At 72.5% G+C, this 16,028-nt stretch carries 11 protein-coding genes; 4 read left to right on the top strand and 7 right to left on the bottom strand.

The features are described 5' to 3' along the window. Positions 1-34 precede the first annotated feature (34 nt). Together ACFVH5_RS31180 and ACFVH5_RS31175 are read right to left on the bottom strand one after the other, a co-directional pair. Positions 35-2,620, bottom strand: coding sequence for an MMPL family transporter (locus ACFVH5_RS31180; RefSeq protein ID WP_385837067.1), 2,586 nt, complete (start codon positions 2,618-2,620; stop codon positions 35-37). 79 nt (positions 2,621-2,699) lie between these two features. Beyond that, positions 2,700-4,049, bottom strand: a complete 1,350-nt coding sequence (locus ACFVH5_RS31175) for a serine hydrolase domain-containing protein (protein WP_385837066.1) — start codon at positions 4,047-4,049, stop codon at positions 2,700-2,702. 354 nt (positions 4,050-4,403) lie between these two features. On the opposite strand from ACFVH5_RS31175, the gene ACFVH5_RS31170 reads away from it, so the two are divergent. Beyond that, the gene (locus ACFVH5_RS31170; RefSeq protein ID WP_385837065.1) at positions 4,404-5,666 is read left to right on the top strand and encodes a sensor histidine kinase; all 1,263 of its coding nucleotides are present in this window, start codon (positions 4,404-4,406) and stop codon (positions 5,664-5,666) included. After that, entirely contained in the window at positions 5,651-6,295 is a 645-nt protein-coding gene (locus ACFVH5_RS31165) for a response regulator (protein WP_385837064.1), read from the top strand. Before ACFVH5_RS31170 ends, ACFVH5_RS31165 begins: the two co-directional genes overlap by 16 nt. Positions 6,296-6,308: 13 nt before the next feature. Here ACFVH5_RS31165 and ACFVH5_RS31160 read toward each other — a convergent pair whose 3' ends face one another. The 4 genes from ACFVH5_RS31160 to ACFVH5_RS31145 form a co-directional block, all read right to left on the bottom strand. Beyond that, entirely contained in the window at positions 6,309-7,547 is a 1,239-nt protein-coding gene (locus ACFVH5_RS31160; RefSeq protein ID WP_385837062.1) for a cytochrome P450, read from the bottom strand. Positions 7,548-7,628: 81 nt separating this feature from the next. Beyond that, on the bottom strand, positions 7,629-8,837 hold the full coding sequence (locus tag ACFVH5_RS31155; RefSeq protein ID WP_385837061.1) for an NAD(P)/FAD-dependent oxidoreductase: 1,209 nt from the start codon (positions 8,835-8,837) through the stop codon (positions 7,629-7,631). Continuing rightward, entirely contained in the window at positions 8,834-9,034 is a 201-nt protein-coding gene (locus ACFVH5_RS31150) for a ferredoxin (RefSeq protein WP_107018848.1), read from the bottom strand. The genes ACFVH5_RS31155 and ACFVH5_RS31150 overlap by 4 nt, the downstream gene beginning before the upstream one ends. Before the next feature lie 65 nt (positions 9,035-9,099). Beyond that, positions 9,100-9,810 (bottom strand): TetR/AcrR family transcriptional regulator, encoded by a 711-nt coding sequence (locus tag ACFVH5_RS31145; RefSeq protein ID WP_385837060.1) that lies wholly within the window; start codon positions 9,808-9,810, stop codon positions 9,100-9,102. Between the two features lie 222 nt (positions 9,811-10,032). On the opposite strand from ACFVH5_RS31145, the gene ACFVH5_RS31140 reads away from it, so the two are divergent. Next, positions 10,033-11,682, top strand: a complete 1,650-nt coding sequence (locus tag ACFVH5_RS31140; protein ID WP_385837059.1) for a PP2C family protein-serine/threonine phosphatase — start codon at positions 10,033-10,035, stop codon at positions 11,680-11,682. Positions 11,683-11,687: 5 nt separating this feature from the next. Continuing rightward, positions 11,688-12,890, top strand: a complete 1,203-nt coding sequence (locus tag ACFVH5_RS31135) for a B12-binding domain-containing protein (protein WP_385837058.1) — start codon at positions 11,688-11,690, stop codon at positions 12,888-12,890. A 127-nt stretch (positions 12,891-13,017) separates the two neighbouring features. Here ACFVH5_RS31135 and ACFVH5_RS31130 read toward each other — a convergent pair whose 3' ends face one another. Then, positions 13,018-15,819: a hypothetical protein gene (locus tag ACFVH5_RS31130; protein WP_385837056.1), complete on the bottom strand. Its 2,802-nt coding sequence runs from the start codon at positions 15,817-15,819 to the stop codon at positions 13,018-13,020. Between the last annotated feature and the right edge of the window lie 209 nt (positions 15,820-16,028).

The raw sequence follows: 16,028 nt of genomic DNA, 5'->3' as shown, positions 1-16,028 counted from the left end.
GACCTATCCGTCGGTCGGCGGCCGGCGGCCGTGGTCAGCGGGCGTTCGCGCTCCTGACCTGGCGGGGCAGGGTGAACGCGTCGGCCAGCCACCCCAGTCCGCAGATGCCGAGGGTGAACAGGTGCAGCAGCCCCCGCCCGCTCCTGCCGAGATAGAAGTGGTGCACGCCGAACAGACCCAGGAAGAACCACCATAGGTACGCCACGGCAACCGACTTGGGAGCATGCGGCCTGCTCTCCTGCGGCACAGCGACGACCGGCACGGGGACGACCGGGGCGGAGAGGACCGGGGTGGAGACAGCCGGGGCGAAGACAACCGGGGCGGTGGCGATCGGTGCGGGGCGGACAGGGGCGCGAAGGGCTGACTCCGCTTCCGGCTCCGCTCCCGGTACGGGGCCGGGCGCGCCCTCGATGGACACCCGCGGCAGGATCCGCTCCAGCCAGGCCGGCAGCCACCAGTTCGCCCGTCCCAGCAGATGCATCAGCGACGGGACCAGCACGGTACGCAGGACGAAGGCGTCGATCGCGACAGCCGCGGCCAGTCCCACGCCGTACTCGGCGATGACCCGCTCACCGCCGAGCACGAAGGCCGTGAACACGCAGATCATGATCAGGGCGGCGGCGTTGATCAGCCGCCCCGTCTCGGCCTGGCCGATCCGGATCGCGCGGTGGTTGTCGCGCGTGCGCTCCCACTCCTCGTGCATGCGGCTGACCAGGAAGACCTGGTAGTCCATGGACAGGCCGAAGAGGATCGCCAGCATGATCACCGGAAGCTCGGCCTCCACCGGCCCGGCCTTCCCCAGGCCCAGGAGCTCGGAGCCCCAGCCCCACTGGAAGACGGCGACGACCACTCCGAAGGACGCCGCCGAGGCGAGCAGGTTCATCAGGGCCGCGGTCAGCGGCACCAGGATGCTGCGGAACGCCACCATCAGCAGCAGGCAGCCGAGCCCGACGATCACCCCGAGGAACAGCGGCAGCTTGCCCGCCAGCAGGTCGGCCAGGTCGCCGGAGGCGGCGGTCGCCCCACCGACGTGGACCGTCAGGGTGCTCCCACGCTCGGCGGAGGGGACGACGTCCTCCCGCAGGTGCGTGATCAGGTCGACGGTGGCCTCGTCCTGCGGCGCGCCGACCGGGACCACCTCGATCACGGACAGTCCGGTCGCCGCGCCGCCCGTCTCCCCGGTGACCGGCCCCGGCGTCACCGATGCCACACCGGGCGTACCGCGCACGGCCGAGACCAGTCGGTTCAGGGCCGGCCCGTCGCCGGGCGCGCCCAGCTCCGCGACCAGCACCAACGGGCCGTTGGAGCCCGCGCCGAAGCCCTGGGCGAGCAGGTCGTAGGCGGCCCTGGTGGTGGTGCCCTTCGGGTCGTTGCCGGCGTCCGAACTCCCCAGCCGCAGCGACAGCGCGGGCAGCGAGAGGACGGTGACGACGAGAAGCGCGGCCAGGGCGAACAGCGTCCTGCGGCGCTCGACCCGCGCGGCCCAGCGCCCCCGGGACCCCGCCGTCCCGTGCGGCTGCGATTGCGATTGCGATTGCGTCTGAGGCTGCGGCTGCGTACGGAGGTGTGCCCGACCGGCCTCTCGGGCCCGAGCGGTCATGGCCCGCCGCTGACGCCTGTTCAGCAGTCTGCCCCCGAAGAGGCCGAGCAGGGCCGGCAGCAGGGTCACGGCCGCGATCACCATGAACAGGACGGCCGTCGCCGCGCTGACCCCCATCCCGGTGAGAGGGCCGATCCGCAGCACGAGCAGTCCGAGGAGGGCGGCGACGACCGTGAGGCCCGCGAAGACCACCGCCCGCCCTGAGGTGTCCAGTGCCCGTACCGCCGCCTGCTCGGGTGCCAGACCGGCCTGGAGTCCGGTCCGGTGGCGGTTGACGATGAACAGGGCGTAGTCGATGCCGACTCCGAGCCCGATGAGGGCCGCGACCGTCGGGGCGTCGCTGCCCAGGGTCATCACGTGCGAGGTCAGCCCCACGGCGATGAGTCCGGCGCCGAGCGCGGCGCCCGCGACCAGCAGGGGTACGAGCATCCCCAGCAGCGACCCGAAGGCGACGAAGAGGATGATGCCGGCGGCGACCAGCCCGATCGCCTCGGTGCTCTGCGTCCCGCCCTCGGCCACGGAGCTGATGGCCTCGCCGCCCAGTTCCACCTGCAGATTCGCGTCACGCGCGGCCCGAGCGGTGTCGACGACCCGGGTGACGTCGGCGGCCGGTATCCGGTCCGCCCGCGCGTCGAACGTCACCGTGGCGTAGGCGGTCCTGCCGTCCTCGCTGATCCGGGGTGCTCCCGCGGGCCCGTACATGCTGGTCACCGAGGCGACGGAGGGGAGTTCCGCGACGCGGTGCAGCATCGAGGTCACCTTGTGCCGGACGGCGGCGTCCCGGACCGACCCGTCGCGGCGTACGTGCACCACGATCTGGTCGCTGTCCCCGGCCTGCCGGGGTTCGGACGCCTGGAGCCGTTCCTGCGCCTTCGACGACTCGGTCCCCGGCAGGGTGAACGCGTCGGAGTACCGGGCGCCGAGTGCCGCGTACGGCACGGCGAGCGCGACCAGTACGACGACCCAGATCCCGACGACGAGGAGGCGGTGCCGGAAGCACCATCTGGCTAGTGCGGACATGGCTGAAGAACCTTCTTTGCGATGCGGTGTAGCGCTGTGTGGTGCGGTGGGTGAACGGGGGCGGGCGTGCCCCCGGGAGTCAGGAGGCGGTCGGTGCGGGTGCCGCGGGGATCGGCTTGCCGAGCATCGTGCAGACCGCCGCGTCCACCAGGGCCCGGTTGGCGGCGCCGGCCTTCGGCGGGACCAGGCCGAAGATCGTGCCGGTGAGGACGGAGACCGTACGGCGGCCGGTGGCGTCGGTGTAGTTCTCGCTGGAGTAGCCGGGGACCTCGCCGTTGTGGCCCCAGACCGTGCCACAGGGCGTGACCACCTGCTCCAGGCCTAGCCCGTATCGCCGGTTCGGGAACTCGGCCTCCTCGGCGACGGTCGTGCGCATCTCCTTCAGCCGGGCGGGCGGCAGGAGCTTGCCGGACAGCAGCGCGCCGGAGAAGCGGGCCCAGTCCTGCGCGGTGGAGACGATGCCGCCGGCGGCCCACTCCGTACTGGAGTTGATCCAGGTGGTGTCGACGTGTCCGGCGGGCCGCTGCGGGCCCGCGAACGCGGTTCCGGCGGGTGTGCCCGGAGGGAGCAGCGGGCCGATGTGGGCGGCATCCGGTTCGTAACCGTGGGCCAGGGCGGGCCTCTGCACGGCCTTGGAGCCGTTCTCGGAACCGCTCTTGGACCCGTCCTCGGACCTGGCGTCGGCGCCGGTGACCAGGTACGTGTTCTTCAGATGCAGCGGTCCGGCGATCCGCCGCTGGATCAGGTCGTCCAGGCTGTGTCCGGTGGCCTTTTCGGCGACCAGGCCGAGCGCGATGTAGTTGGTGTTGCTGTAGGAGTAGTCCGTGCCGGGCGCGAACAGCGGCTCGTGCCGGACACCGGCGGCGATCAGCTCCCCGGGGGTCCACCGCCGGGTGTCCTGGCCGGTGAACGCCTTCAGGACGTCCGGGTCGTGGGTGTAGTCGAACAGGCCGCTCGTGTGGTTGAGCAGCATCCGCAGGGTGATCGAGTTCCCGTTCGGGACGAGACCGGGCAGCCACTTCTCGACCGGGTCCGTCAGCTGGAGCCGGTCCTCGGTGGCCAGTTGGAGAACCACGGTGGCGACCATCGTCTTGGTGTTGGAGCCCATCCGGAACCGGTCGCTCGCGGTGAGCGTGTGGTCGGTCCTGGTCCAGGGCGCCTGCCGGGCGATCTCGGTCACCCGGCCCTCGCCCTTGTCGACCCGTACGATCACGCCGGGTGCTCCGGCGTCCACGTCCCGCTGGGCGAGCGCGGTCAGCCGGGCCGAGTGGGCCGTCGCCGCGCCGGGCCGGCCGGTCGGGGTGTGGGCGGTGCCCTGCGCCGCAGCGGACGTCTCGCAGGCGGTGAGCGTCCCTGTCAGTGCCACGGCCAGGGCCAGCGTCAGGTATGCCTGCCGAGCGGGTCGCGGGTGAGCGGTGTTCCGGGGCATCGGGTGTCCTCCTGGACTTGGGACTTGGGACTTGGGACTTGTGAGGCGGGACTCGGGTCCCGGGATGTGGGACGTGGGATCCGGGAGGGCATGGGGCGTGGGGCACGGCCTGCCGCACCACGTCCTCCGGCCACTCCAGCCTCACGGTCACGAGGGCCGGGAACACGGGTGCTGGACCTCCGCGATGGTGGAGATAACCCCAGTGCGCGGCCCCGCGCCGACCGGTCATCATCGACTTCCGGCCCGCGACGACGGCCCGCGACGACGGCCCGCGACGACGGCCCGGCACCGGCCGGCCGGCGGGCCGGTCACCTGACGCGGCACCGCCGTACCGACGCACGATGACGGAGCACGATGAAACAAGGTCTCGCTCTGCGAGTGGGTCTGCTGGGCCGGTCGCTGGTGCTGCTGCTCGGCGCGGTCCTCGGCTTCGGCCTGCTGACGCTCTGGATCACCTCGGTGGCGGTCGTCCCGCTCGGGGTCGGCATCCCGCTGACCCTGCTTGCGACCGTCCTGGTGCGCTGGTTCGCGGACCTGCACCGCCGGTGGGCCGCGGACCGACTCGGCGAACCGGTGGACCGGCCCTACCTGCCCGCACCTGAGGGCGGCTGGCCGGTGCGGCTGTGGGCGATCCTGCGCGACCCGGCGACCTGGCGGGACTGGGCCTGGCTGGGCGCCAACTCGATCACCGGCTGGTTCACGTACGGGCTGTCGCTCCTGCTCTTCCTCTGCGGCGTCGTCTACCTGAGCTATCCGCTGCTGTTCGCGCTCACCCCTCCCGAGGTGTTCCGCACGCCGCTGGGCAACGGCTTCCGACTGCACAGCGTCCAGGAGTCGTTCGCGCTGGTTCCGCTCGGCCCGGTGTTCCTGCTGCTCTGGTGGACCACCGCCGAGCGGCTGGCGAACCTCGACGCCCTGGTGGTCCGTTCCCTGCTGGCGCCCACCGCACAGGCCCAACTGCGCGCCCGCGTAGTGCAGTTGGCCGCCTCGCGGGCCGAGACCGTCGACACCCAGGCGGGCGAACTGCGCCGGATCGAACGGGACCTGCACGACGGCGCTCAGGCCCGGCTGGTGTCGCTCGGCATGAGCCTGGGCCTGGCCGAACAACTCCTGCCCGACGATCCGCGGGCCGTGCAGCAACTGCTCGCCGAGGCCCGCGAGTCGACCGCAGGCGCCCTGGCCGAACTGCGGGACCTGGTACGCGGCATCCATCCGCCGGTGCTCGCGGACCGTGGCCTGGACGGCGCGCTGCAGGCCCTGGCCCTGGCCAACCCGATCCCGACGAAGCTGGTCATCCGGCTGCCGGGACGGCTGCCCGCGCCCGTCGAGTCCGCGGCCTACTTCGCCGTCGCCGAGGCCCTGGCCAACGCCATCAAGCACGCACGGGCCCAGAGCATCACGATCGCCGTGGAGTTCACTCCCCACCCGGGCACGACGGCGGGTCTGCTGACGATGCGGGTGTCCGACGACGGCCGCGGGGGAGCCACCCTCGACGGCGGCACCGGCCTGCGGGGCATCGCGCGCCGTCTGTCGGCCTTCGACGGCACCCTGACCGCCGACAGTCCGCCCGGCGGGCCCACCGAGATAAGGATGTCGCTGCCGTGCGCATCGTCATAGCCGAGGACCTCGCCCTGCTCCGCGAGGGCCTGATCAGGATCTTCCAGGCCAACGGCTTCGAGGTCGTCGAGGCCGTCGACAACGGCCCCTCCCTGATCAGGGCACTGACGACCCACCGGCCCGACGTCGCGGTCGTCGACGTGCGGCTGCCGCCGACCTTCACCGACGAAGGCCTGCGCGCGGTCATCGACGTACGGAAGCGGATCCCCGGACTGCCCGTCATGGTGCTCTCGCAGTACGTCGAGCAGTTGTACGCGAGGGAGTTGATGTCCGACCGGGCCGGAGCGGTGGGCTATCTGCTGAAGGACCGGGTGCTGGACGTCGGCCGGTTCGTCGCGGGCGTCCGCCAGGTCGCCGGCGGCAGCACGGTCATGGACCCCGACGTGGTCGGCGCCCTCCTCACCCACCGCTCGGCGGACCCCCGGCTGCGGCAGCTGACCCCGCGTGAGCACGAGGTCCTCTCGCTGATGGCCGAGGGCCGCTCCAACGCGGCCATCGCCGGCCGGATGTTCGTCAGCGAGAAGACCGTCAGCAAGCACAGCTTCAACATCTTCACGAAACTCGGACTCGAACCGTCCGAGGACGACAACCGCCGGATCCTGGCGGTGCTCGCCTACCTGGAAGGCTGAGCCGCCCGCCCCGTCACCAGGTGACGGGCAGGGCGTGGAGGCCGTAGATGATGGCGTCGTACTTGAAGGGGATCGCGTCGAGGTCGTCGACGGCGCGGAGCGTGGGGATGCGGCGGAACAGGGTCGGGTAGACGACCTGGAGTTCCATACGTGCCAGGGGCTGGCCGACGCAGTGATGGGCGCCGGCGCCGAACGCCTGGTGCTGGCGGGCGTTGCGGGTCAGGTCGAGGCGGTCGGGGTCGGGGAAGACGGAGGCGTCCCGGTTGGCGAGTTCGCCGAGGAGGATCACGCCGTCTCCGGCACGGATGGTGCGGCCGGCGACCTCGATGTCCTCCATGGCGGTACGGCGGCGGCCGAGGTGCACGATGGAGAGGTAGCGCAGGAGCTCCTCGACGGCGTCACGGACGACGACGGGGTCGTCCGTGTCGCGGATCAGGGCGAGTTGTTCGGGGTGCTGCAGCAGCAGGAGCGTACCCAGGCTGATCATGTTCGCGGTGGTCTCGTGTCCGCCGAGGAGCAGCAGCACACCCATCGTGGCGGCCTCGCGGCGCGTGAGTTCGCCCCTCTCGATCTGCGCGCAGAGGCTGGAGAGGAGATCGTCGCCGGGTTCGGTGAGCTTGCGGCCGACCAACTCGTCGAGGTACGTGGCGAGATTGGTGTGGGCCGTCCGGCGCTCCTGCGGCGAGGCGACGGCGGAGACGATGGTCTTGCTGTTGGTCTGGAAGAACGCGTGGTCCTCGTAGGGGACTCCGAGCAGTTCGGAGATGACCAGGGACGGGATCGGCAGGGCGAGGTCCTGGACGAGGTCGGCGGGTCGGGGGCCCGCCAGCATGGCATCGATGAAGTCGTCGGTCATCTGCTGGACGCGCGGGCGCATCGCCTCGACGCGTTTGATCGTGAAGGTGCCGCCGATCATGCGGCGCAGCCGGGCGTGTTCGGGGTCGTCCATGCCGACGAAGCTCAGGTCGGCGCTGCCGGCGTGGGCGTGGGCCGGGTCCACGGGGCTGGGGAAGCCCGGCCTGGTGAACTCCACACTCAGGCGCGGGTCGGACAGCAGGGCCTTCTGCTCGGCGTGCCCGGTCACGGCCCAGGGGGTGCTGTCGCCCCAGGAGCGGACCCGGGTGAGGGGCCCGTACCCGGACAGCGCCCGCATGCCGGGGGAGGGGGCGAAGGGGCACTCGGCGGAACGCGGCGCGGGGAAGTCGGGGATGTCACGGCTGGGTGCGTCGGGGGTGGCGGGCGTGCCGGTCATGTGTCCTCCAGTGGGGGCCGCCTCCGTAGGGAGAGGCGTAAGAGGGGTAAGAGGCGTAGGGGGTGGCAGGTGTGCAGCGGATCATCGCGGGGCGGCGGCCGAAGCGGGCCGGGACGCGGGGGCGTAACGGTCGACAAGGTCCTGGCGGTGCAGGCGCGCCTGTTTGGGCATGTTCCAGCCGAGCACGGCGATCGGGCGGCCCTCGTCGTCGAGGTACCGCGCGACGAACCGGCCCTGTTCCACCGCACCTTCGGCGATGTCCACGGTGGCGCCGGGCGCGGGCAGCCCGTACACCTGGAGCTTGACGCCGAGCTGGTCGGTCCAGAAGTAGGGGACGGGGCTGTACGGGCGGTCCTCGCCCAGGATGTTCGCCGCGACCAGCATGGCCTGCTCCGTGGCGTTCGTGCGGTTCTCCAGCCGCAGCGACCGGCCGAGGCCCTCGTGGTGGAAGCGGGCCACGTCTCCCGCGGCGTGGACGCCCTCGGCGGCGCGGCAGCGGGAGTCGCACACGACACCGTCCCGCAGCACCAGTCCGCTGCCGGTCAGCCAGTCGGTGGCGGGGACGCCGCCGACCGCCGCGACGACGAGATCCGCGGGCAGGACCTCGCCGCCGGCCATGCGGACGCCGGTGACGCGTCCGTCGGCCGTCTCCAGTCCCTCCACGAGCGATTCGGGGCGCAGCCGCACCCCGTGCTCGCCGTGCAGCGCTGCGAGGAGTTGGGCGATGCCGTCGCCCAACTGCACCTGCATCGGGGCCCTTTGGGGCCCGACCAAGGTCACGTCGACGCCCATGAGGCGGGCCGTGGCGGCGATCTCGGCGCCGAGCACGCCGTCGCCGACGACCACGACCCGCTCGGCCTTCAGCAGTTCCTCGCGCAGCCGGCCGGCGTCGTCGAGGGTCCGCAGCACGTGCACGCCCGCCGCACCCGAGAGACCGGGCAGCCTGCGGGCGTGCAGGCCCGTGGCCAGCACGACCGCCTCCGCCCGCAGCTCCGACCCGCTCTCGGTGCGCACCGTGCGCGCGGCGGCGTCGAGGGCCACCGCGCGCTCACCGAGGACGAGTTCGGCGTCCAGGGCGTCCAGTACGTCACGGGTACGCAGCCGGGTGCGCTCGGCCTCCCAGGTGCCGGCCAGTACCTGCTTGGACAGGGGCGGGCGGTCGTACGGCGCACCGGCCTCCTCGCCGAGCAGGGTGATCCGGCCGGCGTAGCCCTTGCGGCGCAGGCTCTCCGTGACGGCCAGACCCGCGGCGCTCGCCCCGACGACGAGCACGTCCGACGGCGTGCTCACGCGTCCTCGTGCAGGTGGATGGCGGCGGCGGGGCAGACGCCGGCGGACTCGCGGGCTCCCTCGTACTGGTCGGCGGCGGGCGCGGCGTCGAGCAGGACGACGATCCCGTCCTCGTCCCGCTGGTCGAACACCTCAGGGGCGATCACCACACACTGGCCGGCGCCGCAGCACTTCTCCTCGTCGACGGTGATCCTCATGCTGTCTCCTCTGCTGGACCGGTTCCCGCGGAGCCGGTTCTCGGTGGCTGTCCCAGGTGGTCGGTTCAGTGGCGGGTGGTGGGCGCGGCGAGCAGTCCCACCAGCGCGTCCTCCAGGGCGTCCGCGGTGCGTTCCCAGGACGGGCCGGGCTCGGCCGCGGCTTCGGCCAGGGTGCGTTCGCGCTCCGCGCAGACATGGGTGATGAGATGACGGGCCATCTCGGCGCGCAGGGGGCGGATCTCGGGGGGCACGATGTCGTACAGGCACCGGCCCAGTCCCTGAAGGGTGCGGCGCAGGCTGTCGCGGGTGAGCGACTCGTCCTCCACCAGCGTCCGCATCAGCGGGTCGGTCATCACCTGCGCGGCGAACCGCGCATGCCAGGAGGGGAGGCCGAGGGCGGCATGGTGCTCGGTCACCGGACGCAGCAGACAGCCCACCCAGTCCCGTAGCTCGGAACTGTCTCCGGCCGCCTCCACATAGCGCGTGCGGATCGTGTCGACCTGGGTGCCGTGCCTGGTCATGATGGCCCGTACGAGCGTCGCCTTGCTGCCGAAGTGGTAGCTGACGGCGGTGGTGTTGCCCTGCCCGGCCGCCTCGCCGATCTGCCGGTTGGAGACGCTCGACAGTCCGTGCTCGGCGTAGAGGCGCTCGGCCGCCGCCATGATGGCCTCGCGGGTGTCGGCGCCGCGGCCGGTGCGGGTCCGGACGCCGTCCACCGTGCCCCCGGCGCCGCCCCGCGCAGCCGCGACCGGTCGCGTCCTGCGGGTGTCACCCATGTCAGCCTCCTTGAACCGGCGTTCCCGATCACTAGACATCGGCCCGTCGGTTAAGTCAACCGACTGACTTAAAAGCGAGGGGTGCATTGTCCAGGAGTCGACGAGGTGATGTCGGAGGTATCGCGAAATACGGCCTGTAGTCATATGCCGTCGGTAATCTGCGGGTCTCCTGCTTTCCAGTGGATGGGGTGATGGGGGTCCGCGCCAGCGGATCCCGAATCGATGGTCTCCTTGCCGGAGCAGAAGAGCACTCGTGGTGTGGTTCCTGCTGAGCAGCGCTGTGAACCGTTTCCAGCGGTGACGGTGGACGCGTCCGGCACGGTGCTGTCGCACAACGCTCAGGCCGCCGACCTGCTGGCGCGGGTCTCCGTCGGTGTCGCGCTGGACGAGGTCGCGCCCGCCTGGCTGACGGAGGCCCATCTGAGACGGGCCGGCGGTGCGGGGAAGGCGCCGCCGGCCTGGGCCGACGGCCGGATCGGCGCGCACTGCGTGAAGGCGCTCGGCGTACCGGGCGTGGACGGCGCGGTGACCTGGTGGCTGGTCGGCGAGAGCGCTCCGGCGGGTGCCGCGCGGGAACTGGCGCGCGAGCGGGTACGAGCCGGACTGCTGCAGGAGCTCTCCTCCGAACTGCTCGCCTCCCTGGACGTCGACCGCTGTACGGCGATGACCGCGCAACGGGCCGCCCGGCATCTGGCGGACGCGGCGGTCGTCGTCGGGACGGGCGACGGATGCGGCTTCCCCGTGACGCGGTGCATCGCCGACGGGCCCGTGGTGCAGGAGCGGCTCGCTCTGGACCCCGGTCAACTGCCGGGCCTGGTGGAGGCGTTGCAGGGCCTGCCCGCGGTGTCCTCCCGCTGGATCGACCCCCGCGAGGTGCCGTCCTGGGCCGTACCCGAGGGGTTCGTGGGCGACGTCGCCGACATCGGGTCGGTCGTCGTGGTGCCGTTGCCGGGGCACGGTGTGCCGACCGGATGCCTCGTCCTGCTGCGCCGCCGCCAGGAAGCCGCGTTCACCCCCGCCGAGGAGTCCTTCGCCCAGCTCTTCGCCGCACGCGCGGGTGCCGCCCTGTCCGTGGCCCGCAGCCACACCCGCCAGGTGCACAGCACCGACGTGCTGATGGGCGACCTGCTGCCGCCCCCGCTCGGCCGGGTGCACGGCATCTGCTTCTCCGGCGGCTACCGCGCCTCGGTGACGGGCGAACTCGTCGGCGGCGACTTCTACGACCTGCACCCGGCCGACACACCGGAGACCGAGACCGTCGCGGTACTGGGTGACGTGTGCGGCAAAGGACTGGAAGCCGCCGTCGTGGCCGGCAGAATCCGCCATGTCCTGCAGGCGCTGGTCCCGTTCGCCGCCGACCACACCCGCGTGCTGACCCTCCTGAACGGCGCCCTGCTGTCCTCGCCCCAGACACCTTTCGTGACCTTGGTCCTGGTCACCGCCGTGCGCCAGGACGCACGGGTGCGGCTGCGCATCTCCAGCGCGGGCCATCCCGCCCCGCTCATCGTGCGCGTCACCGGCCAGGTCGAGGAGGCCCGGACGGGCGGCACGCTGATCGGCGTGTTCGCCGACATCGAGTTCGAGACCGTCGAGGTCGCCCTGCAACCCGGTGAGACCTGCCTGCTGTACTCCGACGGGATCACCGAGGCACGCGGTGGGCCGCTGGGCAACGTGATGTTCGACGAGGACAGGCTGCGCGCCGTACTGGCCCAGTGCGCCGGGATGCCGGCCGAAGCAGTCACCGAACGCGTGCAGATGATGATCGCCCAGTGGGTGGGGGAGGGCGCGCACGACGACATGGCGGTCCTGGCGATCGGCGCGCCCCGCGACCCCCGTCCGACAACCGTGGACGAACCGACCAGGGAAAGGTGAGACACGTGACCGATGGCAAGGACACCCACTCCCTCGCCGAGCCGCGCGAGCGGCTCTGGCAGGCGCTCGGGGAGTGCGACGAGACGCGCGCCGTCGCCGTCGTGCGTGGCGCGCTGAGCACCGCGGGCGCGGCGGGCACGGCGGGTACGGTGGGGCACGCTCCGGAGGCCGCAGCGGAACACGGGCAGGCGCCGGAGCACACGCGGACGACCTCCGTGAACGCCTCGGCCGCTGACCGGATGCGAGCCGCGGGCGAGCGGGTGCTGCTCGAACTGATCGCGCCGACGCAGGAACGGGTGGGCCTGGCCTGGGCCGCCGACGACATCACGGTGGCGCAGGAACACGCGGCCACGGCGATCAGCGAACGGTGCGTCGCGGCCGTCGCCGACGCCACCGCTCCCGCCCTGGCCCTCTCCTTCTCAGGCACGTCCGTGGGACGGGTTCTGGTGTCGTGCGTCGACGGCGAGTGGCACTCCCTGCCCGCACGACTGGTCAGCGAGGTGTTGCGGTTACGGGGCTGGCGGGTCGACTATCTCGGGGCGCAGGTCCCCACCGAGCACCTGGTCGCCCATGCCCGCCGCACCCGTGCGCAGGCGGTACTGCTGTCCTCGTCCATTCCCACGCTTCTGCCCGGCGCCCACAACGCGATCACCTCCTGCCAGGGCGCCGGCATCCCGGTGGTCGCCGGAGGCGCCGCGTTCGGCCCACAGGGACGCTATGCCCGGCTCATGCGGGCCGAATGGGCCAAGGACGCACCCGACGCGGCCACCCTGCTCGGCCGGCGGCTGACGCCGTCCGGCGCGCACGCGGCCCGCCTGCCCGATCTGGACCTGCCGCACCTGGCCGACCAGGAATACACCATGGTCCGCCGGACCAAGCTCCAGCTGGTCAAGCAGACCCTCGCCGATGTCGAGGAGGGCTTCCCCGAGATGCGCCACTACAGCGAGTACCAGCGGGAACGCACCGTCGAGGACATCGACTTCATCGTCGGCCACCTCGCCACCGCGCTCTACGTCGACGACCCCGGCCTGTTCACGAGGTTCATCACGTGGACCGCGGACATCCTGGAAGCCCGGGACGTCCCGCCCCGCTGCCTGCTCCCCGCGCTGGTCTCGCTGCGGAACCAACTCAAGGACTTCCCGCGGGCGGTGGCCGTCCTGACCACCGCCCACAACCTCCTGCACCCTCCACCCGCACATCCCGAGTGACCGCGCGGCGGAACACCCGGCCCCGGTGCGGTGGGTGCGGTCGGGCCCCGCGTCTCCTGTGAAGCGCGGGGCCCGGACGGCCCGGACCCCGCGCAAGAGGGTGCTCATGAACCCTCGTACATCGCGCTCACGGCCTGTCCAGCACCGTCCCCGTCAGCACCGGCCGGCCGGGCAGCGGCTCGGCGTTGTCGTCGGTCGGTGCGAGGCGCATCGACTCGGTCGGCTCGGCCACCTGGTCCCGCACGATCGGCACGACGAAGTCCACGCCGGTGCTCCCGGGCGGAATGTTCAGCCATGCCCACAGGCTCGCGTCGGACAGCGGCCGCTCGGGGTCGGGCGCCTCACCGGACCAGTCCTTGAGCCACTGCGGGTCCACGTCCTTGGTGGACAGCTCGGCGCCCTCGGTGACCGGAAGCACCCGCACCGGCTGCCAGATGTCCACCGCCGCGGGCGCGTCCACGGACAGCCGCCAGATCAGCGACTCTCCCTCGGTCACCCGGTCCGCGACCGGCGACAGGGTGACCACCGGCTCGGGGTCGTCGTTCCCGACGGTGACCCCGCCCCGGTGCTTGCCGACGACGGCGTGGTGGACGGCCTTGACGGCGATGTCGTGCACCACGTCGTAGCTGTACAGCGTGTCGCCCTTCACCTGGACCGGCACGTCGATCGCGTGGCTGCCGGGCCGTACGGTCACGAGGCGGTTCTCGGCCCGGCCGCTGTCCGGGTCGAGGACGTACACGCGGACCTGCCCGCTGCCGTGCCCGGAGACCTCGACCGGGATCCGGTAGGTGCGGGTGCCCGAGTCGCCCTCCTCGACGATCGTGCGGCCCACGTCGACACGCGGCAGTGCGGCGGCCCTCACCGCCGAAGTGCCGGGCGCCCAGCCCCAGGCGTCCATCAGCCAGGCCCGCCCGGACCGCGAACGAGGCGTCAGCTCAAGGGACTTGACGTGCCTGAGATCGAGCCCGGCCCGGGTCGCGGCCGACAGGGGGACGCGCAGCTCCTGAGCCCAGTAGGAGGCGGTGTTCGCGGAGCCGGGGAGACCGTGCGCCTGGACCGAGCCCAGCGTCACCCGACGGCCGGCGGAGTCGGTGACGGACACGTCGAACCTCGTGCCGGTCGTGTTCGGCGGTACGAAGACCCGCAGCGCGAGCTTCTGGGAGCGGCGGAGGGAGACCGGCTCGGCCGGGGTGATGCGCGCGGCCCTGCCCGGCGCGGACCACTTCAGGTCCACCGCGCCGCGGCCGGTCTCCTGTTCCGTCTCCCACGACGCGAAGTGCGGTGACGATCCGGGCGTCTCCGGATCCAGACAGGCCACGGCAGGGTCGGGGTCGACCGCCGAACACACCCGGGCGCCGGTCACCTTCGCCCCCGCGTCCGGCAGGAAACCACCGCTGCGGCGACCGCCGACCGCGTGGGTCAGCACCCGGGCCGGGTCCGCGGACGGTGCCCGGCTGCCGGAACCGTCGAGCAGCGGACGCACCCGGTCGTCCCCGGCGAGGAAGAGCCGGGCCGCGGCGGCGATGTACGTGGAACCCGCCCTGTGCTGCTGGGCGGCGGTCAGCCGGGTCGCGGCACCCGGCGAGCACACCGGGTCCGGCTGCTCCGGGTCGGTCGTGAAGTCGTCCCCGGCCGGTGCGACGGCCTCGCCCGGCGTCCACTCGCTGTTGAAGTAGTTGTGGTTGGCGCCGACCATGTAGACCGCGCTGTGCAGGGCCGTGCCCCGGCTGATCCCGCGCGTCCCGTCGACGAAGTCCTCGCCCTGGAGGTCCGACACATCGCCGTCGCAGCCGGGCAGCACCGTCACGGACGGCACATCGGCGACCGGATTCCGGCCGAAGATCGTCGGCCCGATGAGCACGGTCCCGCGCACCTTCCAGCGCACCGGCCCCCGGTAGCCGTCCTCGGCGGCCGGCGGCGGGTAGAGGCTGTCCATGGCGGCCCGGTTGACGCCCTCGCCACCGCGCGAGTGGCCGACGAGCAGGACCTGGGAGAGGTCCGCCTTCGCCGCCTCGCGTACGACGGCCGGGGCGGAGGAACGATGGGTGGTCCAGCCGGCCCAGCGGGCGAGGTGCTGCCGCACCAGCGAGGAACGCGCCTGAGCGCCCGCGTCCTCGGCCTGCCAGTCCTGGGCGTTGACGCCGTTCGCCGAGATCGACACCGTCACATAGCCCTGTGAGGCCAGTAGTTGCTGGTCGCGCAGATAGCCCAGGTGGCTCGGGATCGGTCTGTAGCCTTCCGTGCAGGGCCAGTCGCCGGTCACGTCATCCTCGGCACCCGGCTTGTAGCAGGTCTCGTGGCGGCCGTGCAGGAACAGCGCGAGCGGCCGGCTGCCGGTGGCACCCTTCGGCGCCACCACCTCGGCGGTCATCTCGACCGGGGTGTCGTACCCCGGCAGGCGCACCGGGTCGAGGTCGTACGCCCCGGTGACCGTGCGGTACGAGCCGGGTCTGCCTGGGTCGACGCCGTTCGCGGGCGGTTGCGCGGGCAGCCGTGGCACGCGCGAAGCGGACTCGTGCGTGTCGTCGGCCGCCGCATCCAACCGGCGTCCCGCGGCCGTCACTTGAAGGTCCGACAGCCGCTCGGGCCGCGTCTCGCCGAGGGCGAGCCGGAAGGTCCGCCCGTCCTTCGCCGGCTCCGGCACCCCGAGCAGCCGGTCCCCGGTACGGAACTCCACCCGGGCATCCCCCATGGGCACGGCCCTCGGCGCACGCCAGACCAGCTCGGGCGCCCCGCCCGCCCCGCCGATCCGCCACCCCGGCGGAAGCGGCTGGTCGTCCGACGCGCCGAACGGGCCTGCCTCGTACGGCTGTTCAGCCTGTGCCGGTCCGGGCGACCCCGCCAGGGCCGCCAACACCACCACGGCGGCAACACATATTCGCCGGGCACGGATCAATGATCCACTCCTCAACACCCCACGCGCAGACATCCCGTCGGTCCCGGGCGCCTCCCGCGTCACCTAGGACGGGACCGGAGGCCCTGTGGGTTGTCTGTGAGGAGCCGCCGAGGTCGGACGAGCGACGCGATCAGGCCGGCGCGGCTGATCGCTCCGGCATCGCTTCGGCTTCCCCGATCGCTCCGGCATCCCCGATCGCTCCGGCATCCGTGGATGCCGGAGCGCGCCGGTCGTCGGTGGGG

This window comes from Streptomyces sp. NPDC127119 (genome assembly GCF_042677425.1).
Taxonomy (GTDB): domain Bacteria; phylum Actinomycetota; class Actinomycetes; order Streptomycetales; family Streptomycetaceae; genus Streptomyces.
Note: the sequence above shows the minus strand (reverse complement) of the source record. Positions and strands in the feature narration are given on the sequence as shown.